16 protein-coding genes are annotated in these 22,644 nt (G+C 48.4%); 9 read left to right on the top strand and 7 right to left on the bottom strand.

The window, feature by feature from the left end; all coding sequences use genetic code 11:
• The first annotated feature begins 46 nt into the window (after nucleotides 1-46).
• The 3 genes from uxuA (at nucleotide 47) to QD47_RS00520 (ending at nucleotide 10,479) form a co-directional block, all read left to right on the top strand.
• Nucleotides 47-1,183, top strand: a complete 1,137-nt coding sequence (gene uxuA / locus QD47_RS00530) for a mannonate dehydratase (protein WP_082067084.1) — start codon at nucleotides 47-49, stop codon at nucleotides 1,181-1,183.
• Entirely contained in the window at nucleotides 1,180-2,034 is an 855-nt protein-coding gene (locus QD47_RS00525; RefSeq protein WP_044644266.1) for an SDR family oxidoreductase, read from the top strand. Before uxuA ends, QD47_RS00525 begins: the two co-directional genes overlap by 4 nt.
• Before the next feature lie 303 nt (nucleotides 2,035-2,337).
• On the top strand, nucleotides 2,338-10,479 hold the full coding sequence (locus QD47_RS00520; protein WP_044644265.1) for a leucine-rich repeat protein: 8,142 nt from the start codon (nucleotides 2,338-2,340) through the stop codon (nucleotides 10,477-10,479).
• Between the two features lie 132 nt (nucleotides 10,480-10,611).
• On the opposite strand, the gene QD47_RS00515 is transcribed toward QD47_RS00520, so the two are convergent.
• Together QD47_RS00515 and QD47_RS00510 are read right to left on the bottom strand one after the other, a co-directional pair.
• Nucleotides 10,612-11,385, bottom strand: coding sequence for a class I SAM-dependent methyltransferase (locus tag QD47_RS00515; protein WP_044644264.1), 774 nt, complete (start codon nucleotides 11,383-11,385; stop codon nucleotides 10,612-10,614).
• A 117-nt stretch (nucleotides 11,386-11,502) separates the two neighbouring features.
• Nucleotides 11,503-11,844 (bottom strand): cupin domain-containing protein, encoded by a 342-nt coding sequence (locus tag QD47_RS00510; protein WP_044644263.1) that lies wholly within the window; start codon nucleotides 11,842-11,844, stop codon nucleotides 11,503-11,505.
• 259 nt (nucleotides 11,845-12,103) lie between these two features.
• On the opposite strand from QD47_RS00510, the gene QD47_RS00505 reads away from it, so the two are divergent.
• From QD47_RS00505 to QD47_RS00490, 4 genes are all read left to right on the top strand, one after another.
• Nucleotides 12,104-13,339, top strand: a complete 1,236-nt coding sequence (locus QD47_RS00505) for an FprA family A-type flavoprotein (protein ID WP_044644262.1) — start codon at nucleotides 12,104-12,106, stop codon at nucleotides 13,337-13,339.
• A gap of 36 nt (nucleotides 13,340-13,375) precedes the next feature.
• A complete protein-coding gene (locus tag QD47_RS00500; RefSeq protein WP_044644261.1) occupies nucleotides 13,376-14,569 on the top strand; it encodes an NAD(P)/FAD-dependent oxidoreductase in 1,194 nt (397 codons plus the stop codon).
• A 2-nt stretch (nucleotides 14,570-14,571) separates the two neighbouring features.
• Nucleotides 14,572-14,742, top strand: coding sequence for a rubredoxin (gene rd / locus QD47_RS00495; protein ID WP_044644260.1), 171 nt, complete (start codon nucleotides 14,572-14,574; stop codon nucleotides 14,740-14,742).
• Between the two features lie 61 nt (nucleotides 14,743-14,803).
• Nucleotides 14,804-15,508 carry a Crp/Fnr family transcriptional regulator gene (locus tag QD47_RS00490; RefSeq protein ID WP_044644423.1) on the top strand — a complete coding sequence of 235 codons (705 nt, stop codon included), beginning with the start codon at nucleotides 14,804-14,806 and terminating at the stop codon, nucleotides 15,506-15,508.
• A gap of 134 nt (nucleotides 15,509-15,642) precedes the next feature.
• Here the strand turns inward: QD47_RS00490 and QD47_RS00485 are convergent, their stop codons facing one another.
• From QD47_RS00485 to QD47_RS00470, 5 genes are all read right to left on the bottom strand, one after another.
• Nucleotides 15,643-17,340: a glycosyltransferase 87 family protein gene (locus tag QD47_RS00485; RefSeq protein WP_044644259.1), complete on the bottom strand. Its 1,698-nt coding sequence runs from the start codon at nucleotides 17,338-17,340 to the stop codon at nucleotides 15,643-15,645.
• Nucleotides 17,341-17,614: 274 nt separating this feature from the next.
• Nucleotides 17,615-17,773, bottom strand: coding sequence for a hypothetical protein (locus QD47_RS31395; protein WP_200893373.1), 159 nt, complete (start codon nucleotides 17,771-17,773; stop codon nucleotides 17,615-17,617).
• 26 nt (nucleotides 17,774-17,799) lie between these two features.
• Nucleotides 17,800-18,444 (bottom strand): SDR family oxidoreductase, encoded by a 645-nt coding sequence (locus QD47_RS00480; protein WP_044644258.1) that lies wholly within the window; start codon nucleotides 18,442-18,444, stop codon nucleotides 17,800-17,802.
• A gap of 109 nt (nucleotides 18,445-18,553) precedes the next feature.
• Nucleotides 18,554-19,960, bottom strand: a complete 1,407-nt coding sequence (locus QD47_RS00475) for an alanine/glycine:cation symporter family protein (RefSeq protein WP_044644257.1) — start codon at nucleotides 19,958-19,960, stop codon at nucleotides 18,554-18,556.
• Nucleotides 19,961-20,133: 173 nt separating this feature from the next.
• Nucleotides 20,134-20,712 carry a TetR/AcrR family transcriptional regulator gene (locus tag QD47_RS00470; RefSeq protein WP_044644256.1) on the bottom strand — a complete coding sequence of 193 codons (579 nt, stop codon included), beginning with the start codon at nucleotides 20,710-20,712 and terminating at the stop codon, nucleotides 20,134-20,136.
• A gap of 270 nt (nucleotides 20,713-20,982) precedes the next feature.
• Between QD47_RS00470 and QD47_RS00465 the strand changes: the two genes are divergently transcribed.
• The gene (locus tag QD47_RS00465; protein WP_044644255.1) at nucleotides 20,983-21,723 is read left to right on the top strand and encodes an ABC transporter ATP-binding protein; all 741 of its coding nucleotides are present in this window, start codon (nucleotides 20,983-20,985) and stop codon (nucleotides 21,721-21,723) included.
• Entirely contained in the window at nucleotides 21,720-22,481 is a 762-nt protein-coding gene (locus tag QD47_RS00460; RefSeq protein ID WP_044644254.1) for an ABC transporter permease, read from the top strand. The genes QD47_RS00465 and QD47_RS00460 overlap by 4 nt, the downstream gene beginning before the upstream one ends.
• Nucleotides 22,482-22,644 lie beyond the last annotated feature (163 nt).

Genomic DNA, 22,644 nt, shown 5'->3' with positions numbered 1-22,644 from the left:
AAATTGCTGTTACACCTATCATATGACGAATGGAGCGGTGCAAAGCATGCGCATGGTATTTCGTTGGTTCGGTGAAGGAAACGATACGGTAACGCTGGAACAAATCCGACAAATTCCGGGGGTAGAAGGGATCGTGTGGGCGCTACACGATATTCCAGCCGGAGAAGAATGGCCTTTGGAGCGTATTGTGGCATTTCGAGAGCAGGTTGTACAGGCCGGTTTTCACCATGAGGTCGTAGAAAGTGTAAATGTGCATGAGGATATCAAGCTCGGACGGCCGACACGCGATTTGTATATCAGCAACTACATACGCACGTTGGAAAAGCTCGGGCAGCACGGCGTCAAGGTCGTCTGCTATAATTTCATGCCCATATTCGACTGGCTGCGCACCGATCTGCATAAGGAACTGGAGGACGGCTCCACAGCCCTTTTTTTTGAAAAGTCACGAATTGAAGGGATTGATCCGTTCGAACTGGTACGCCGAATTAACGAAAATAGCTCGTTAACCATGCCCGGCTGGGAACCGGAGCGACTGGAGCATCTGACGGCTTTGTTTGAAGCGTACACCCACGTCACGGAGGAAGACCTGTGGCGGAATCTGGCTTACTTTCTGGAGGCCGTTATTCCCGCTGCCGAACGCAGCGGCATTCGGATGGCTATTCACCCCGATGATCCGCCATGGTCTGTATTCGGACTGCCACGCATCATCACAAGCCAGGCTCATTTGCGCAGGCTGCTGGCGCTGTACGACAGTCCCGCGAACGGGATTACCCTATGCTCTGGCTCGCTGGGAGCCAACCCCAAAAATGAAATCGTTTCCATGATTTATGAGTTCAAGAATCGTATTCCGTTTGCCCATATCCGCAATGTGCGTGTATCCGCTAACGGAGATTTTATCGAAACATCTCACCGAACTCAGGATGGAACCGTCGATATTGCGGGCATTGTCCAGGCGTATCACGATGTTGGCTTTACGGGCTACGCCAGACCGGATCACGGTCGCCACTTGTGGGGAGAGCAATGCAGACCCGGATATGGACTGTATGACCGCGCACTTGGGATTATGTATCTATGGGGGCTGTGGGATGCATTGACATGTAACCAGGTCAGACACATTTCTCCTGTTTCCAAGACGGAAACCACGCTGACCGGATCAGTCCATACGAAGGAGTCGACCCTATGAGCACACTTTCTCTACACCCTTCACTGGCAGGCAAAACAGCAGTAGTTACAGGCGGTGCCGGAGTGCTGTGCAGCGCGATGGCCCGCGAGCTGGCAAGGCAAGGCGTGAAGGTCGCTATTCTGAACCGAACGGAAGAAAAGGGCCTGCATGTAGTCCATGATATTCAGGCCGCAGGCGGAGAAGCGATGGCTGTGGCCTGTGACGTCACCGAAGCTGATAGCGTTCGGCGGGCCGAACAGGCGGTACGCAAGCAATTCGGCGCTTGTGATATTCTGATCAACGGAGCCGGAGGGAATCATGCGAGCGCCAATACCACCCTCGAGACATTCCGGTTGGAGGACCTGACGCAGCCCGATATCACCACCTTTTTCGAGCTGAGCATCCCCGGTTTTCGCCAGGTGCTGGACGTCAATTTTATCGGAACGCTCATTCCGACACAAATATTCGCACATGGCATGACAGGACGTTCAGGGGCAGTCGTGCTGAACATTTCCTCTATGAGTGCTCCCAGCCCGATGACCAAAGTTCCGGCTTACAGCGCAGCCAAGGCTGCTATTAACAACTTCACACAATGGCTGGCTGTCCATCTGGCTGAAGCGGGTATTCGCGTCAACGCTATAGCACCGGGCTTTTTTCTCACAGAGCAAAACCGCAGTCTGCTAACCCGCGAGGACGGCTCCCTCACTGAACGTGCGGATAAAATCATTGCCCACACCCCCATGCGCCGCTTCGGCGTACCGGACGATCTGCTTGGCACCCTGCTGTGGCTCGTGGATGAACAGACATCCGGCTTTGTTACGGGCACAGTGATTCCGGTAGATGGCGGGTTTATGTCGTATTCCGGGGTATGAGCAGCACCCAAAAGCCGCTTGAGCGCTTGAGCCAGGCGGCTATCGACACAGCTTTCCTTTCCTATCTTTTCCCGATTACATAGACTCCGAGAATCGCTTGAAAACAACCTGCATCACACCTCCACAACACGATCGAATCCTTCAATACTCTAAATTTTAAAAATTCGATATTGACTATTTCTATCATTATTAAGTATATTGATAATGATAATCATTATCATTTTAGGTGAATGGTGATGCACATCAATGGATCCTAATGGATCTTTTTTTACTATACCAATATATTTTCAGGAGGGAACAAGATTGCTAAAGGTTTGGAAGAATAAATGGATTGCAGGCTTTCTCATCGCCTCACTCGTAAGTAACACTCTGTTTGCTGCAGGATCAGGTTTTGCGGCGGTGGCCACAGATGAGAATAATATTGTGCCTGCACCTGCTACCACAGAACAGATAGCCAGTATAAGCGCAAGTAGCTTAGGTGAGCCTGCTTTTAAGGATAAGCTGGAAAACGGAAGCTTAAACCATAGCGGAATCGGCAAGAAATCCGTTGCAGAAGTAACCTATGAAGCATCAGAAGAAACCAACGTAACACAAGCCACCTACGAACCCTCAGGGAAAGTAACCGTGATTGTGGAATTACAAGGAGCTCCGCTCATTTCCAGTGCTTCCCCCAAAGCTTTCGGCAATCAGCTGAATGCTCTAAGAAGCAGCGAGCGTACCCTCACAACCCAGCATGAATCGGTAAAAAACCAGATTCGCGCACTCTCCACAAAAGATTCATCTTCCTTAAAGACTTTCGGTCTAAGCAAGGTGACCGCCCCCAAACTGGAAGTCATCTACGATTATTACATGGTTATGAATGCGATTTCGCTAAAAGTAGACTACCAGCAGTTGAAGGAAATTCGACAATTGCCTGGTGTGAAAAACGCCTGGGTAGCCAACACCTATGAAAAGGTCGTGCCTAAGCAGTCCATAGAGCCTCTCATGGCGAACAGCTCAGGAATGATCGGTTCTCCTGCGGCTATTACAGCCGGCTATACAGGAAAAGGTACGACGGTGGCTGTTATCGACACCGGTCTGGATTGGAAGCATGAAGCCTTTTCCACGAATATGCCTCCCTCACTGACCCTAAAACATACCCGTAAGAAGGTCAGTGACATCCTAAACAGTATCGATATGTCTGCTGGCAAAGTGAATGTAGATGATATCTACATGGATGACAAGGTGCCCTTCGCCTATGACTATGCTGACAAGGACACCAATGTCATTCCCTCAGCCAGTTCTGACAATGCCCACGGCACTCATGTAGCAGGCACTATAGCTGCCAATGGTGACAAAGTAAAAGGGATTGCACCTGATGCCCAGTTGATGATCATGAAGGTGTTTGATGACATCAACGGATTTACCAATGATGCTGACATCATTGCTGCGTTGGACGATTCAGTCAAAATGGGCGCAGATGTCATCAATATGAGTCTTGGCTCCAATGCGGGCTTTTCCACAGCTGGAGAAGCAAGTAAGGATGCCATGTACAGCAGGATTGCGAACGCTGGAATCAACCTTGTGGTCGCTGCCGGCAACAGCTACAGCTCCGCTTATCAAAACCAGTCCGGCTCCAACCTCCCGTTTGCCGATGAGCCCGACAGTTCCATCATAGCCGCTCCTTCCACCTATGAAGCTGCCTTATCCGTGGCAAGCATGGTGAATAGCGGTATTTCGGACGCCCCTTATATTCTCGCAGGGGATCGAAAAATTGTTTTCAACGATACCTCCAGTGCCGCTGATCCCAAAATACAGGCGTTGAACCGTACATACGACTATGTATACGCTGGTTATGGGACCGCGGAGGATGTCCAGAAGGCAGGAGATTTAAAAGGAAAAATCGCCTTATTGTCCCGTGGTGGCCAAATAAGCTTCCAAGAAAAGGTCGGGGCTGCCTATGCTGCTGGCGCGGTAGCTGCTGTTATTTATAACAATGAAGCTGGCAAAGCCAATATGGATATCAGCTCCTATTACATTCCAGCCGTTTCCATTACAAAGGAAGACGGAGAGTTCCTTGTGAACCTGGATAATAAAAAGCTGGCAGTGGACGAAAAATTCAGAACGAATGCGCCTAATCCAGATGGATACAAGATGTCGGAGTTTTCTTCATGGGGCGTATCACCGGATTTAAAGCTGAAACCCGAAATCACTGCACCCGGAGAAAATATTTACTCTACTGTTCCCGGCAATCAATATGAGTCGATGAGCGGTACCTCTATGGCTTCTCCTCATATTGCCGGAGCCGAAGCTGTAGTGAAACAATATGTCATCAACAAATTGAATATTGCAGATGCGGTCGAACGAGAAAAGCTGGTGCACACCCTGCTGATGAATACTGCCCACCCTGCCAAGGACGAGGATCAACAATACTACTCCCCACGTAAGCAAGGCGCAGGCTTGGCGAATGTGCACGAAGCAGTTACGACAGGAGCTTATTTGACTGTAAAAGGCAATGAACGGCCTAAAGCCGAGCTAGGCTACAACAAAACAGGAGCCTATTCCTTCACCTTTGATATTCATAGCATATCGGATGAGGCATTGACTTATGCCCTGAATACAGCGGCTCTATCGGAAAAAATAGTGACGAAGGATGGCAAGAGCCTCTTTGCGCAGAAGTCTACAGACTATGCGGAAAAGGGCATCCAAGTACAATACAGCGGTGCAACGGACGGAAAAGTAACCGTACCTGCACGCGGCACAGCAAGCGTTACCGTGAAAATTACGCTGTCGGATGCACTCAAAGCACAGTTTGACCAAGCGGCGAAAAATGGAACCTTTATTGACGGGTTCGTCATGTTGGATGCGGAAAAAGGCGTGAACCTCTCCATGCCGTTCGTCGGCTTCTATGGAGATTGGGGACAACCTCGCATTTTCGATGGTACGGAATATGGCAAAGATGGATACTCTATTAAAGGCAGTTCCCCTTATAATTTGTACCCCGGTCAAGGGTATCTTCTGGGCCAAAACCAAGTAGCCATTGCGCTTGGTCAGGAGTGGGGTGTCATGCCGGAGAAATTCGCTATTTCGCCTAGAAGTCTGGGCAATTCATACAGAATATTGGGAGTGGCAACAGGTCTTTTGCGTAATGCGGAAAGCCTGAAATATACCATTACAGACCGAGACGGGAATATTGTCAAGGAATTCGATTATTCGCACGTGCCTAAATCGCTTTATTATGTAAGCTCCGGTGTCGTTAGCTGGGCGGAGGCTCTTCTGAGCGATAAGCCTTCCTTTGACGGACTGGATCAAAATAATAACGAGGTACCAGAAGGAATATATGCCTTTAAGGTTACCGGGGTAGTCGCAGGTACAAACGGGCAGGGAACCGATTCCTGGACCTTTGATTTTGCCTATGACAAAACAGGCCCTACCTTAGCCGATTACAGCATTTATAAGGAAAACGGTAAGACGTTCTTAAAAATGATTATCAAGGATAACCACTATACCAGCGGGTTACAATTAGCCACAGAAAATGGTGGTGCCCTGTCCAATCTGGTGGCTATCAAGGATGCCGATGAAAAGCTGGCGGACGGAACATCCGTCAATACGGTGACCATGGATATCACCGATCTGAAGGATAAGCTGACGAATAATGGCCTTCCTACCGACAAGATTCAAGTAGACATGTTTGACTATGCATTCAACAGCAGTAGCGCAGGTATTGTTCTTGAACCGATTGGAACGGAGGGCATCACGCTGGATAAGGAAGCCCTATCCTTAGTCGTCGGTACAACCGAGGATCTGACAGCGAATATTACGCCAGTTAACGCTACGTACAAAACGATTACCTGGGCAAGCTCTGATCCGGCCATAGCCACTGTAGATACAGAGGGAGCCGTTACAGGCGTAAGTGCGGGAACGGTCAAGATTACCGCCACAACTAATGGAAAGTCCGCTTCCAGCCAGGTTACGGTCACACCGATCGGAAGCCAGGGAATTGTGCTGAACCGGGCTGCGTTGAAGCTGACCGTTGGCTCGAACAAGCCCCTGAAAGCCACAACCAATCCCGAAGTGGTTTCCGGTCCGATCACCTGGACCAGCTCCAATGAGTCCGTTGCCAGTGTGGATCAGAATGGAATGGTGAAGGCAAAAGCGGCCGGCACGGCAACCATCACAGCAACAGCCTCGGGGAAATCCGCCACCAGCCGAATCATGGTAGAGGGAGCCTCCAACTCCGAATTCACTATCGTGAGTGGAGTTTTGACGAGCTATAACGGCTCTGGCGGCCACATTGTCATTCCGGATCATGTGACGGAAATCGGCGAAGAAGCCTTTGCCTACCATGAAGATATTTTGTCCGTGAAGATTCCAGCCTCGGTGAAAAAAATCGGCAGGGCGGCATTTGCCTATAACAAGGAGCTTAAAGTTGTCACCTTATCGGAGGGACTGGAAGTGATCGGGGAAAGCAGCTTTTCCGATCTCGCCAAGCTTGAACAAATTACGCTGCCAAGCACGGTGACGGAAATCGGCGATAATGCCTTTGCCCGTGACACAGCTCTGAAAGCGATGCATCTGCCGGATGGTTTAACCCGAATTAATCAGGGAGCCTTCCGGGAAACCAATAATCTCGTTTCCATTAATATTCCGGACAATGTAACGGAAATTGACGACCATGCGTTTTACCTTACAACCAGTCTGAAAGAAATCAAGCTGCCAGGTAACCTGAACGCCATTGGCCGTGCAGCCTTCTCTTCCTCGGCGATCAGATCCGTCGAAATACCGGACTCCGTCACTTCCATCGGGGACGAAGCCTTCTGGGGAAGTCGTATCGCTTCCGTCAAATTGGGCAGCGGGCTGCTCACTATTGGGCAAAGGGGCTTTGCGGAAACGCTGATCTCTTCTGTTGTCATTCCGGACAGTGTAACCACCTTGGGCTACGCCGCATTTGCCGAAAATGCGAAGCTGGCCAATGTTTCCATCGGGAAGGACGTAACCCAAATGGGACAGCAGGCTTTTGACAGCACCGAAATCTCAAGCCTAAAAAATATCGAAGTGTCTGTGGGCAATACAGCCTTCTCAAGTCAGGACGGGGTGCTTTTCAACAAGGACAAAACGACCTTGGTCCGCTATCCCGCCGGACACGGCCGGGATGCCTATACGGTTCCTGACAGCGTGACCAAAATCGAAGATTATGCCTTCCATGTTGCAGCCCATTTGAGCTCCATCACGCTTACGGATGGCCTGCAAAGCATTGGACAACAGGCTTTTGATTCCAGCGTCAGCTTGCTTTCCCTGACGATTCCGGACAGCGTCAAAACGATCGGGAAAGCGGCATTTACCCACTCCGACAAGCTGGAAAAAGTGAAATTGGGAGATGGGGTAGAAGAGCTGGGTGCGTATGCATTCGCTTATAACTTCAAGCTGACCAGTATCGATCTTGGCAAAGGAGTCAAAAAAATTGGCGACTATGCCTTCCAATATAACAGCAGTCTGGTGGAAATCACCTTCCCGGATCAAGTGCAGTCCCTAGGCAGCAATGTACTGGGCAACTCCGAGCGGCTGTCCATTGTGAATATTGGAAAAGGCGTGACCTCCATCGGCGGTAATCCTTTTGCCAGCTCACTGATGGTCAAGAGTGTCAATGTTGCACAAGATAATGATTTTTATGCCAGTGAAGATGGTGTGCTGCTGGATAAAGCCAAAACCAATTTGATTTTATACCCTGCGGCTAAGCCGGATGCTTCTTATCAAATTCCGGCGACCGTAAAGGAAATCAGTAATTATGCTTTCCAAAAGGCACAGTTCCTTACAGACATCCAATTTCCTGAGGGATTGCTGACCATTGGTACTTCTGCCTTTAGCAGAACCAGCAATCTGAAATCTGTTAAACTGCCTGACAGCTTGACGGAAATCGGAAGCTTTGCTTTTTCCGATACAGGCATCGAATCACTTGTGTTGGGAAGCAACCTAACAAAAATTAACGACTGGGCTTTCGCTTTCTCCAATCATTTGAAGTCAGTCGCCATTTTGGACAGTAATACTACACTCGGAGGCTTTGCCTTTGTCGGCTCCCCCAACCTCAGAGTGGCGATTTTGGGCGAAGGCGTGTCCAACATCGGCTGGGGAGCGTTTAATGATACGACAGATCTTACCCTTTACGGTTGGCAGGGTTCTGCGGCAGAAGAGTACGCCGGAAGCAACTCCATTCCATTTAAGGTGTATACGCCATTATCCGTACATTTAAAAGCCAATCATGAAGCTTCAGAAGGCACCATTGCTTTGAGTGCTGAGGCTACTGGCGGGATCGGGAACAAATCGTACTCCTTCCGGGCGTGGAATGAAAGTACACAGCAGACTGTAACGCTCGACACTTATTCTGCAGGCAATGCCTACCAGTGGCCGACTCCACAGGCCGGCAAGTATATCGTTTATGCAGATGCGAAGGATGAAACCGGAGTAAGCAAAACCGGTATCCGGCAAATAGAGGTGCTAGCGTCGGGTGAAGTGATTATTTCGGCCATTCCGGCCACGATCAGTCCAACAGCCCACAACTTTGACCTTGGCCATCCAACGGATGTGACCACGGAAATTACCTGGAACGAAGCCCATAGCGTCACACAAGCAGTCTATGGAGTGAACCAAGGTCCTAGCCGAAGTGTCACAGAAGCTGTTTATGACAGGGACGCTCTGATCCAAGGTCATGATTATACCGTTAACGGAAATACTCTGACGCTGAAAAAAGGCTTCCTTTCCGGCTTAAATCTGAAAGAAGGCGACACCGTCAGTGTTGAGTTGCTCTTTGACTTTGGAGACAAAGCGGTATTGACCATTCGGGCCATCCAAAATCCTGTGGAGGTAGATGCAAGCATTAGCCCGAAAACAGCCAGCTTTGACAAAAAAGCGAGCAATCAGGCAGATGTAGAAACGACCATCACCTGGAACAGTGCATCGTCTATTACAGATATCAAGCTGGAAGGGGCATCCATTGGAGAAGCGGCTTACACCGTAAACCAGGATGTGCTCACGATTAAGAAAGAGTATCTGGCAACACAGCCGAAGGGCAACCTTCCGTTGGAAGTACAATTCGATAAGGGCAACGATGCTATATTGATGATTAACATTTCTGACACAAGCAGCAACAAAGATGACGACGACAGCACGGATACGGATCCTAGCCCTGATACTAGCACAGGCAGTGGTACTGCTAGTAGCGGTGCTGGTAGCAGTTCCAGCGGCAGCTCCACAACCGGGACGCCGAGCATAACCTCGTCTGTCCGCGTGCTGGATGCCAAAGGGAACGTGATTGAATCATTTAGTACCAAGCTGAACACCAGCACAGGTGTAGCTACGATAACGATGGATTCTGACTTCCTGAACAACGCCTTCGCCACATCCCAGGCGGATGGCAAAGGAATGAAAACCGTAGAGGTCACGGTTGAATCCAATCAAGCGAAATCCTATGAGCTGACACTGCCAGCAAGCTTTGTAACCGCAGCGGATGCTTCCCGTGCCATTAAAATCAAAACGGGTATCGCAGTTGTAACCCTGCCAGGTAACATGCTTGGAACGGCTGGAGCAGCAGGAGCACAAAATATTACGCTGGGATTAAGCTCCGGCAGCAAAAACAAGCTGGATGTACAAGCGAAGTCCGACATTGGTACTCGCCCTTCCGTCGAGCTGAACCTGAAAGCAAACGGCAAGCTATTGCCTTGGAGTAATAACAATGCGGCTGCAACTGTTGCTATTCCTTATACACCTACAGCAGCCGAGCTGAAAAACCCAGAGCATATTGTCATCCAATATGTAGATGCAGCAGGTCATGCTACTCCGGTGACTTCAGGAAAATATGATGCGTTAACTGGACAAGTCAGCTTTACCACTCATCATTTTAGCCAATATGCTGTAGCCTATGTCGAAAAATCCTTCCAGGATTTGAGCCAATATGCTTGGGCCAAGAAACAAATTGAGGTACTGTCTTCCAAGGGAGTCATCAATGGCACAACAGATACTAAATTCTCCCCTGCGGCCAAGATCACACGGGCGGAATATCTGACACTATTGGTGAAAACACTGGGACTGACTACAAGCTTCGATAGCAACTTTGCCGATGTTAAGCAAGGAAGCTATTACTACGAAGCAGCAGGCATAGCCAAAAAACTGGGTATCGCAGGCGGCTCCGGTGACAACAAATTTAATCCCAATGCCCCTATATCCAGACAGGATATGATGGTCTTGACGGACAAGGCCCTGCAAAAAGTAAATAAGCTGGCGGCTACATCCTCGACGACTGCACTGGAATCCTTCAGTGATCGCGCAGATATTGCTGGTTATGCTGCTGCAAGCTTGGCAGCGCTGGTTCAAGAAGGACTCATTACAGGATCAGATGGCAAAATAGCTCCAAAAGCACCAACTACTCGTGCCGAGGCTGCCGTATTCCTGTACAGAATCTATAACCAAAATTAAAATCTTCAAAATAAATTTAGTCTGACATAGCAGTAAATTCACAAAAGGAGACGAATCCCTGGTTGGGGTTTCGTCTCCTTTATTCCTGTTTGCCCAAAAAAGCTTCATTATTCTCCTATTCGGGACTTCAGACTATCGCTCAGCGATTATACTGACCGCTTGCAGATGGTCGGCGTGCTTTACAAATTGTTTGCGCATACCCATAACTCTAGCTCGGGCAGCGCGGTTTCGCATAAGGTTAATGGCAATTTTGCCAAATCTCAACCAACCCTCATCCTGAATGATACGCGGCAGATGCAGTAAATGCATGGGAGCCGTATAGATTTTAAGAACCTTAAAACCTTCCTCTTTCAGCAGCTGTTCCCATTCCGATACCGTCAACGGTGTCGCATTAACTCTCAGGGCTACAGCCAAATCCTTGTTAATCTGCTTTTTGAGCTCAGGCTCAATATGATTTGAAGCAAAACACATCTCATGGATAGCATACTTCCCGCCCGGTTTCAGAAGTCGCTTGGCTTCCGAAATAATCTGTGCTTTCTTGGCCCTTGTCTGCATAGTCAGCATAGCTTCCCCATATACCACCGTCGCAGAGGCATCCGGCAACGGAACCTGTTCAGCATCGGCAATAATCACTTCCCGGTTTGCTCCGCTTACATACGTTTTCACGATAGAAGCCGCCTTCTCATTCTGTTCAATCGCAATATAACGGCGGGGATTCAGTTGCAGTGTCATTTGGGCAGTTATGCCCAATCCGGGAGCAAACTCAATAACCTCATCCTTCCCGGTTACGTCAAGCCCTTCTATCATCCAACGTGTCGTTTTCAACCCTCCGGGCCTGAGCACGCGCTTACCGAGACTTGCCAATATCCAGTGCCCTGGCACCTGTGTGTAATCTACTGTCTGCATCGGCCACAAACACCTCTTCCAACTAATTTGATAATGATATTCATTATCAATATATGCGTAAAAAAATTTAACACTTTTTATTTTTATAATTTATATAGCTACGGTGATGTACCCTCTTTATATATTTTGCGCGTAGCTTTCACTTGGCGTTTTGGTCAACACCACATGCAGGCTGGAATTCGCCTCCGCACCACCGCGATAGGAAAAGCGCTCATCTCCTGTAACATGGATCATGTCCCCTTGGACAATTTCCGTTGCTTCACCATTCACAGTAACAGTACCGTTACCCTCAAGAACAAGCAAATATACATTTGCTCCTGGATGATTATGTGTTGGCAACTCAGCATTAGGAGTAAAGTTGAGAATAAAAATTACATTGTCGGCTTCCTTATGCACAATTCGTTTTGTAAACGCAGCTTCTTTATATTCCTGAAACTGAATGAGGTTAGATTTTTTCATGTAGGTTCACTCTCCTGTTTGAAATTGGATTTGCCTATGATGGATTAGATACCTGGCATGTTCTCAGGTTTCAATCTATATGGTCTTATTGTATTTGATTATTACGCTCGCCTTGTGATTGCAATCACAAATATAAATTTAAGTAAAAAATATTTTTAAATATTCAAAAATTTGATTTCAATCCTCTTTTTCATCGACACATCCAACTAGAATCGAATTGTGTTAGACAACAAACAAAAACAAGCAGGAGGTTGTTCCTATGAAGCCCGGATTTCAACTGGCAAAGGATATTTATTGGGTAGGAAAAATTGATAATCGTGAGGTTCCCTTTCATCGTCTTCTACTATCTAAGGGTACAACCTATAATGCATATCTATTGAAAACTGGAAAACCAACCATTGTGGATACCGTAGATATGGCGTTCGGCAGAGAATTTGCAGAAGCTGTAACCGAATTGATCGATCCGCTGGACATTCAATATATTATCGTCAATCACACGGAACCAGATCACTCAGGCGGATTGGCGGCACTTGCTTCCAAAGCAACGAACGCTACTATTGTCTGCACTGAGATTGCCGTTCCGGAAATTCAACAAATGTACAAGCTTCAGCATCGCAACTTCCTAGTGATCAAGGACGGGGATCAACTGGATATTGGAGGCAAGACGCTGCTGTTCAAGGAAACACCTTACCTCCATACAGAAGAAACCATGATTACGTACTGCATAGAAGATAAAATCTTGTTCCCTTGTGATATTTTCAGTACACACGTGGCTGTAGAGCATCTATTTGCCGATGAGGCCGGTTTTGATATTACCGAAGACTTTATCGGATACTATCAGGCTATTATTCATCCGCATCGCAGATATGTGCGTACATTAATCGAAGCTGTTTCTGACCTGGATATTGAGATGATTGCTCCTTCCCACGGCTTCGCGATCCGACATGACATTGCCAAGTTTATTGATTTGTACGCCTCTATGAGTACCGAAACCAAGGATGATAAAAAAGTAGCGATTGTCTATGCCACATTAAAAAATAATACTAAAAAAATGGCAAACATCCTGAAAGACTGCTTTTTGGAGAACCAAATCAGGGTGGAGCTATGGGACGTAGATAAGGCGGATGAAACGGAGATATTGAACAGTATTGCCTCAGCGGATGCTGTTTTCGTCGGTAGCTCTACCAAATATGCCGACATGACGGGCAAGCTGGAGGACCTGCTGCAAAAAATGCAAAAGATGAATCTGGAAGGCAAGCTTGCTGCTGCCTTTGGTTCCTACGGCTGGAGCGGGGAAGCCATTGAAGTCGTACAGGATTACTTAATCGGTACCCATATGAAGGTCCAAAGCACTTCTGATGTCATCAAGTCGACTGGTATGACGCATGTGGAATTCCCGGTACGCATTCGCTTCTCTCCTACAGAAGATGAAAAAGTGAAGAAAATTAAAAATGCCGCTGAATTTGTCTCAGATCTGCTGCTTAGCGTCATTTGAACAAAGGTAGCGTATAGGGAATAGGAGAGATACTGAATGGGGAACAAACATTACGTTATTATCGGAGGCAGCGTTGCCGCCGTCAACGCAGCGAAAGCGATTAGAGATCGTGATGAGCTAGCCGAAATTTCTATTTACGGGGAAGAAGCATCCCTTCCGTATAACAGAGTCAAGCTTTCCAAGGGACTATTCACTGACTTGCACAGCGACAAAATTCTGATCAAAAAGGAAAAATGGTTTGCCAATCAACGAATTCATGTTTATTCCGGTATAAAGGTCACCGCGATACATGCAGAGGACTGCACCATCGAAACAGCAAACGGACAAACCGTTGCTTATGACAAGCTGCTGCTGTGTACAGGAGCTCACAACCGTAAGCTTTTGCTGGACGGAGCTTCACTAAGGAACGTTCACAATATCCGGTTTCGACAAGATGCAGACAGGCTTAAAACAGAATTGCGACAGGGAGAACGGATATGTATTATCGGCGGCGGTATTCAAGGGGTAGAAACCGCCTGGTCCTTCCAGCAAGCCGGGTATGCTGTAACCATTCTGGAAGCCTCGCATCGGCTTATGCCCCGCCAGCTAGATGAGAAGGCCGCTTCTATTTTGAACCGTCGGATTACCGATCAAGGTACCGTGGTAAGGCTTGGACAAGGCGTAAAGCGTATTACAGGCACAGATCACGTAGAAGGTGTAGAACTTCAGGACGGCTCTGTTATTCCCTGCGAGCATGTCGTGTATTCTATCGGAATTGTACCTAATACTGAGCTTGCTCGCCAAACCGGACTTGATATTGGACACGGCATTCTGGTGAATGCACAGATGGAAACCAGCTTCGCCAATATATATGCGGCAGGTGATGTAGCCGAGTTTCAGAATAGAGTGGATGGATTATGGGAAAGTGCTATAGAGCAAGGAAAAATAGCAGGCGCTAATATGGCGGGTGCATCCGTCAGCTATCAGCGTCCCATCCCTGTAACTCTATCGAACAGCTATGAATCCCCTCTCTTTTCCATTGGCCTAGTAGATGAACAGGAATGCGACACCAGCCTGACCAGTGAAAATCAAGCTTCTTATACACGAATGTTCATACAAAACGGCTCTATCTGCGGCGTGATCGGTTTTGGGGATGCCCTCGCTTCACTTCCATACAAAACAGCCATCATTCAGGGACTCAAGCCGGACGCGCCAGAGCTTACAAAAATTTTGGGTGACAAGGAGAGCTAAAGATGAAAAAATATGTATGTCAACCCTGTGGATACATTTATGATCCTGCTTTGGGTGACCCCGATGAAGACGTGATGCCCGGTACAGCGTTTGGGGACCTTCCGGAAGACTGGGTTTGTCCAGTCTGCGGTGAGGATCAAAGCCATTTTGCCCCAATAGATGATACAGAATAACAAGAACGCACTATACTTTTTAGTTTCCGGTTTATGAATGGAGTGAATGAATGTGAATGAGATGTCCTGCCCCTGCCAGTGCGAAAAGGAGCCCTGTGCCCGCAAAGTGCCTATCTTTTCCTCTTTGTCCTGCGAAGATTTGTGTAAGGTCAGCTCCATGATCCGACACCGGAAATATCAGAAAGGCGAGGCCTTGATTATCGAGGAACAAGCATCCGATACGCTGTACATTATTAAAAGCGGGCATGTCAAGCTTCTGAAAATGACACCTCAGGGCAAAGAACAAATTCTGCACATTCTGACAACTGGCGATTTTTTTGGCGAGTTGAACATATTTAACAGCGATGAGCTGAGTAACTTTAGTGCGTATGCCTTAAAAGATACTGATATTTGTATGCTCACCAAGGATGATATGGAGCAGTTGATTCACAACAATCCCGATATCTCTTTGAAGCTGCTCAAAACCATTACTAAACGCTTGGCACATACCGAAAAGCTGGCTCAAAGCCTGGCTACCAAAGACCCGGAAATCCGTATCGCTTATATGATTCTTGAGCTTGGGCATAAATACGGAAAACCGGACGGCTCCTACATTAAAATAAATCTCCCCCTTTCACGCGAAGAAATGGCTAATTATGTGGGTGTCACACGCGAAACCATCAGTCGCAAATTCGCAAAATTTGAACAGCTGGGGATTATTCATATTAAGGGTACACGAGAGATTACCATTTGCGATGTACAGAAACTGAACGAATATATGGATTGAGGCACATCCAATGTTGTTCTGGCATGAAGAGCAACAAAAAAGCCGCTTCTTTGGCTTAATGGTTTATAGCTGGTATACCTGCCACTTCCATTTCGCCAAAGGGCGGTTTCCTTTTTTTTACCCTATATAATGGGCTATCTTTCAATCGTTGTGTTCACACCTTGGGGAGACGCTCCCCATACGTGCTTCCCGGAAGGAAGCTCCGGTGCAACCGTGTCCTCGGCGGACTTGGCCTGAATCGTGGCGGACTTGGAGCAATCCCATACCACTTTGACCAGATACCCAAACAGCAGCACGTTCAACAACGAGGTCATACATAGAATAACTCCATAGCTGTCCTGAGAGTTCGAGCTATAGAAAATATCGAAGGTGTTCAGGAAAATCGTGAGACTGAATCCACCCGCAAGCCATAAAAATCTCCGGTCCCGCAAATACAGATACGCCAGCACTGCCAACGCCGCGGCCGGGAACAGATACCGTTCATGCATGCTGGAAGCGAAGGTGAACACACCCGCAATCTGCACCAGTGCAGCCGCGGCCACAAACTCTGGTTTGCCACTGCGTGCATACATCCACCACGTAAACAAAGTCACCAACACAATGCCGATCATGCCCCATGTGTGGTAGCTGAACAGGAACAACGTCGTTGTGTCCTGCGTGTAGTTGCCACCGATCAGTGCGAAGAAATTATATGCGTTCACAGAAGCATACGGATACTCACCAACCATTCCTTTGTATAAATCAAGCAGCCATAATGGCTCCTGCCCCCACGAAAATGGCAGTACCACCAGAATTGTCGTCACAACCGCTCCACTTATTGCTAGCAGCCAAGGTTGTACTTTGCGTTGTCTCAGCAGCTCGAAGAACAGAATCGGGCCATAAATAATTCCCTGTGGCTTCATCAACACCGCTATCGTAAACAATACGGTGGACCAGCCTACTCTGTTTTCCACCAACAACACAACCATACCCACAATCAGCAATGTAAAGAATGAATCTACTTGTCCCCAGAAGGTCGAATTGATAAATACCGCCGGGTTAAATACATAGAACAATACCAGCCCGATGCTGATTCCGAAACCGACTCGTTTGCTCGCCAACCGATACAGCATGTACGCTGTCGCGATATCGGCTAATATATTCGGAAGCCGTAGCAGCACGGACATATAGGGACTGAAAGCGTCCGTAGAGCCGATTTTACCGATCACATATAAAATATAAATATAGAACGGCGGATAGTCACTTGATCCGTTCGTGTAAAATCCCGTTAAGCTATCCGCTGCTGTTGTAGCCCAGTTCCGGAATAGCATTAAATCCATGTGCCCCGATATCCACGGCGCTATCGCCATTCTTAAAAAGAATCCCACACCAAGCACGGTCCATAACATCAGCCCCCGGTTACGTTCCCCGATCTTCCATACACTGGCCCGAAAACGATACACAATGAATACAAACGCACCGAAGAACAAAGCGGCAAAGATCGCCAGCGGAGTCGCATAAGCAGATGAAGAATGTCCGCCTCTTCCACCGCCCATACCAGGGCCGCCGTTACCGGACATACCGCCCGGACCTCGCTGTTGCCCGTCTCTGACAGCACTGCCGCCCCCGGAGGTAGACGTGTCTTTCCCGGCCATTGTACCTTTATCACCCGATGTCGATGTACCTTGGGTGGATGAATCGGCAGATTGGCCTGTCGTACCTTGACTCTTACCGTCAGAGCTGTTCATGGTATCCGTCGATGTCGAATTGGAGCTGGTATCCTGCCCTACATTTCCTGCTCCACGATTTCCAGCGCTCTGTCCGTTCGAGGGGCGTTGCCCCGGCGCTCCCATGCCTCTACCGGGTCCGCCTCCTCCTCCAAATCCGCCGGACGGGCCCTGTCTAATAGCAGCAGACTGGGATGCCGAGCTGCCAGAATAACTCCATAACGAAACCACACTAACCACTGCACACAATATGAGACTGAACAGAAGTATATATTTTAGGCGGTTCTCTTTCCACACGTTCAAATCCGATGCACCTCTCTCTGTATCTATTTTCCTCATATTGTATCTGTCATAGCTGAGGGCATCGTGAGTTCTGGCTGAAAGTTGGCTGAATACAGAATCATTTCTTCACAAATTGCCGCTCCATCTCCTGAATGGCCCGTTCGAGTGAGTCCTGTGGATGTTCAAGCAGGTTGCCATGTCCGACAGCCAGCAGAGATGGTTTGAATCGCGCCAAAAGGCAGACCCGGAATAACATCCCTGGTCTGCCTCTCTCCAACTATGATGTGAATGCTCCTAAATCCATCAACCCTGCTGGATAGCCTCAGCAATGGGCGTGCTGCCTGACGCCAGATTAATCGCACGGTGATACGTCTGCCGTTCATCCAGTGCCGCTACCACTACTGCCGCTACATCCTCACGGGAAATGGTGCTAACGGAAGAATCATCTCCCGTAGCGACCTTTCCGATACCGGGATCATCTGTCAATCCACCCGGACGAAGGATCGTGTAATCCAGATTACTCGCTTCCAGCAAGCGATCTGCATAATGCTTTGCCACGTAATACGGCTTAATCGACTCAGGCCATTGCTCCCGATTCTCCGCATGCCTTGCGCTGACCATAATGAAGCGGCGAATGCCTGCCTGCTTGGCAGCCTCCATAGCCTTGACTGCTCCATCGAGGTCGATAAGCAGGGTTTTGTCCGCGCCTGTTTTGCCACCGGAACCTGCCGTGAATACGATAGCATCGCTACCCTTTACGGCTGCGGCAATTTCGTCAACCGTTCCTTCGAGATCAGCGATCACCGTTTCCGCACCCAAACGTTCAAGCGCTTCAGCCTGATCCTGATTGCGGATCAACGCCTTTACGCGATGCGAGTCATTTTCACCCAGCAGACGAACAAGATGTCTTCCTACTTTTCCATTTGCGCCAATCACCAGTACGTTCACAATATCCCTCCTGTATTCGCAGTCTCTCATCTACATTATACAGAAGTATTTTACCCGTATGGTTCAAGTCGCAATCAGATTGGTATGTCGAGTTTGTGATCAGGTTGTCTTACAGCTTGGCTTCCCGCTCCCAGCACTCCACTTGCTCCAGCCCCGGAATGCTATCTTTGTAGAACACAGGGTCGTGACCCGCCTTTTTCTGCCGTGAATAATCCTTTAAGGCTGCAAAAGCGACTCGGGATAAAAGGGCAATGGCAATCAGATTGACGACAACCATCATGCCCATAAATAAATCAGCCAAATCCCACACCAGTTGCACCTTGGCCACCGCTCCGAAAATCACCATGCCAATTACAGCAGCGCGATACAGCCATACCCAGATTTTCTTGGATTTCATAAACTCGATGTTCGTTTCACCGTAATAGTAGTTACCGATCAATGTGCTGAAAGCGAACAGGAATACCATGATAGCAAGAAAACCGGACGCCCACGGGCCGATGTGCACACTAAGAGCCGCCTGGGTCAGCTCAATCCCGCTAAGTCCCGGCTTCGTATACGCCCCGGATAACAAAATAATCATTGCCGTGCTTGTACAAATAATAAGCGTATCCGTTAACACTCCAAAAGCCTGAATCAAGCCTTGCTTGACCGGATGGCTGGTGTCTGCGGTAGCTGCCGCATTCGGTGCGCTCCCCATCCCTGCTTCATTGGAAAATAAACCACGCTTGATGCCGTGCATCAAGGCTGCCCCGAGGGAGCCTCCCGCAACCTGCTCGAAACCGAACGCACTGCGTACGATCAGGGACAACACCTGCGGCAATTGCTGAATATTAATGATTACAATAAACAGCGCAATTCCGATATACAGCACTGCCAGTACAATGACGATATATTCCGACATTTTGGCAATCCGCTTGATACCCCCAAAAATAATGACCGCAAACACAGCCGCCATCAGCAGACCCACAACCAGCCGACTCGTGCCGAAGGCATTTTCAAAAGCCAGCGTAATCGTATTGGACTGCACCGCGTTAAAGACCAGACCAAAGCTCAGTGTAATCAGTATCGCAAAGACGATACCCATCCACCGCTTTCTCAATCCGATCTCCATATAATACGCCGGACCGCCACGGAATCCGTCTTTGTCCTTCACTTTATATACTTGGGCTAATGTACTTTCGACGAAGCTGGAGGCCGAGCCGATGATCGCAATGATCCACATCCAGAACACTGCACCCGGCCCACCCAGCGCAATGGCAAGAGCAATCCCCGTAATGTTACCCGTACCCACGCGTGCCGCCATGCTGATACAAAATGCCTGAAAAGGCGAAATGCTGTCTCGGGAGCCGCGTTTTGATTCTTTGAGGACCCGGAACATGTCTCCGATCATTCGTACTTGCAGACCCTTAGTGCGGAACGTAAAAAATAGTCCCAATGCGATCAGCATGACAATTAACAACTTGGACCAGAAAAAGTCGTTAATTACACCGATCACATCCTGTAAAACCTGTTGCATCCACAATCCCCCTAATATCCTTTGAATCATTTCCTCTGTAAAACCGGTTCCACATCCGGCTGTTAAGCAGTATTTTTCGAGTATATCAATTTTTTGCCGCACAGAACAGATAATTATACATTTTACTGAATAGAAGCCATTACCAGGAAAGAGAACCGTGTTCGCTTCTCATGTTATCCCCGTTTCTGCTGCACATGCAGACCTGTCAAAAAAGTGTTCATCATGACTTCAATACTCCGATCCACTTCCACGGGTAAACCAAAACCGCCATTTTGTTCGAGCGAGGCAAAACCGTGAAGCAGACTGCGGAATCCCCTCGCCGCATGAACACAATCCTCTTCCTTAAATCCGTAACCGCTGGACAGAACAGAAATAACAAGCTCCGCCACACGATCCGCAGCCTGCCTCACTTCGGGATTATTTCGATCTGTTGCATACAGCATCGCTTCATACAAACCGGGTCGCTCGCGGGCATATCGCATATAGGCTTTCCCCATAGCGGTCATTGCATCGTCACCCGCTCTGCCAACCGCCGCACTCATCAAAGCTTCCTCCAACTGTCCCAGGCTGTGTAGAGCCAGCACTTGGCGCAGTCCGTTCAACCCGTCCACGTGGTTATACAAAGACGGGGGGCGAATGTGCAGCTTCTGCGCCAGCGTGGTGAGCGTAACATCGCCCATCCCCCGTTCATTGGCAATCTCCTCGGCAGCCTGTAGAATATCGTGCAGCTTCACTCCGTTTCTGGGTGACATCAGCATTTCTCCTTTAATCGAATTTCTATGTAAGGCATTTACGTTCGTCTATCTATTGTACTTTCGACCGTTGGGAATCGAATGATGCAAAATGCTGACGTATAAATATACATAATGAATCTCATTTCTATTTTAACTAATTCTGTTAGTTTATACAAAGAAGTTATGGTTTGCAAGCATATCAGCTTTTACTGATATAATGAACGAAACAAGATCATAGAGCGGGTCTGACCACTTTTTCAATCCCATGCAAAGGAGATAGCTATATCTATGGAGTCCAAGTCACTTCCAGCCATTGAATTTAAGAACATCACCAAATATTTTACCGGGTCTGAACAGCAACGTGCTGTCCTGAACGGAATTACGGCAAGAGTCTCTCCCGGCAAAATCACCACGCTGGTCGGCCCGTCCGGGTCTGGCAAAAGCACGCTGCTTTCACTGTGTAATCTTCTACTGACGCCGGATGAAGGGGAAATCAGCGTATTCGGCAAGCCCCTTTCCGAATGGGAAATCCCTGAGCTGAGACGAAAGGTCGCACTGGTTTTTCAGGATGCCCCCATGCTGCAAGGAACCGTTCTATATAATCTTCAGACCGTAGAACGGTTGCATGGCACGGTGCTGCATGACCCAGGCGACCTGTTAGAGCGTGTAGGGCTTACCCGCGATCTACTGGAGCAAAAGGCGCAGGAGCTATCCGGAGGCCAAAGACAGCGCTTGGCCTTGGCGCGAACGCTTGCGAACCGCCCGGATATTTTACTGCTGGATGAGATTACCTCCGCACTGGATCCGGCCTCTGTCAAAGAGGTAGAGGAGCTGCTGCTTCAAATGAACAAAGAAGAGGGAACGACAATGATCTGGATTACGCATCATATGGAACAAGCCCGCAGAGTGGGCCATGAAACATGGCTGATGATCGACGGAAAGCTCGTGGAGCAAGCGGATACCGAGACTTTTTTCCATGCACCACAGCACAATGAAACCCGCAAGTTTATAGCAGGAGAATGGGTATGACGATTGTTGCCCTGATTCTTTCTCTCGGTTTTGTGTTCATCGCCATCGTCATGTCCAAATCCTTCAAGCTCGGTCTGGATCGAGATATTATCATCGCCACGATCAGAGCATCGGTTCAGTTGCTGGCCATCGGATATGTGCTGCATCTGATTTTTGGAATGCAAAGCTACGGATTTATCGTATTATTCATTCTGCTCATGATCACTGTGGCCTCCCAAAATGTCGCGCGCAAAGGAAGATTCATTCCCGGCCTGATGTGGAAGTCGTTCCTGACGCTGCTTTGTGTGGAAATCGTTACACAGGCATTTCTGATTGGCCTGCACATCATTCCGGCGACAGCCCGATATATGATTACGATTAGCGGCATGATCATTGGCAGCTCCATGATTTTGTCTAGCCTACTGGTATCCCGGCTCAAGTCGGAAGTGCTGCTGCGCAAGCCTGAAATTATGCTCATTCTGGCACTAGGCGGCACGCCGAGACAAGCTATTTTCCCGATACTCAAGGATTGCATACGCTCCAGTATGATTCCAACCATTGAGGGTCAGAAAACGCTGGGGCTGGTCCAGCTTCCCGGCATGATGACCGGACAGATCATCGCAGGTGCCAATCCAATTGCCGCCGTCCGTTTGCAGCTGCTGATCGTATTTACCACCATGACCTCTGCGATTTTGACCAGCGTACTGCTCAGCCTGTTCATTTATCCGGCATTATTTACCCGCCAGCAGCAGCTTCGCACAGAAGCATGGGAGCGCTAATCCCTATCAAACTCCGACGCAAAGGCATTGAAATCCAAAGACATGGAGTTTATATCGTTTTATTGTGTAAAAGTCTATCTGCCAGATGATCGGCAGGTAGGCTTTTTGGTGTATATTCTTGTCCCTGCACGAAAAGATATACTGTGATTTTATATCATCAGGC

The sequence above is a fragment of the Paenibacillus terrae genome (assembly GCF_000943545.1).
In the GTDB taxonomy this organism is placed as follows: Bacteria; Bacillota; Bacilli; order Paenibacillales; family Paenibacillaceae; genus Paenibacillus; species Paenibacillus terrae_A.
The sequence above is the reverse complement of the archived record's forward strand: the minus strand, read 5'-3'. Positions and strand labels throughout refer to the sequence as shown.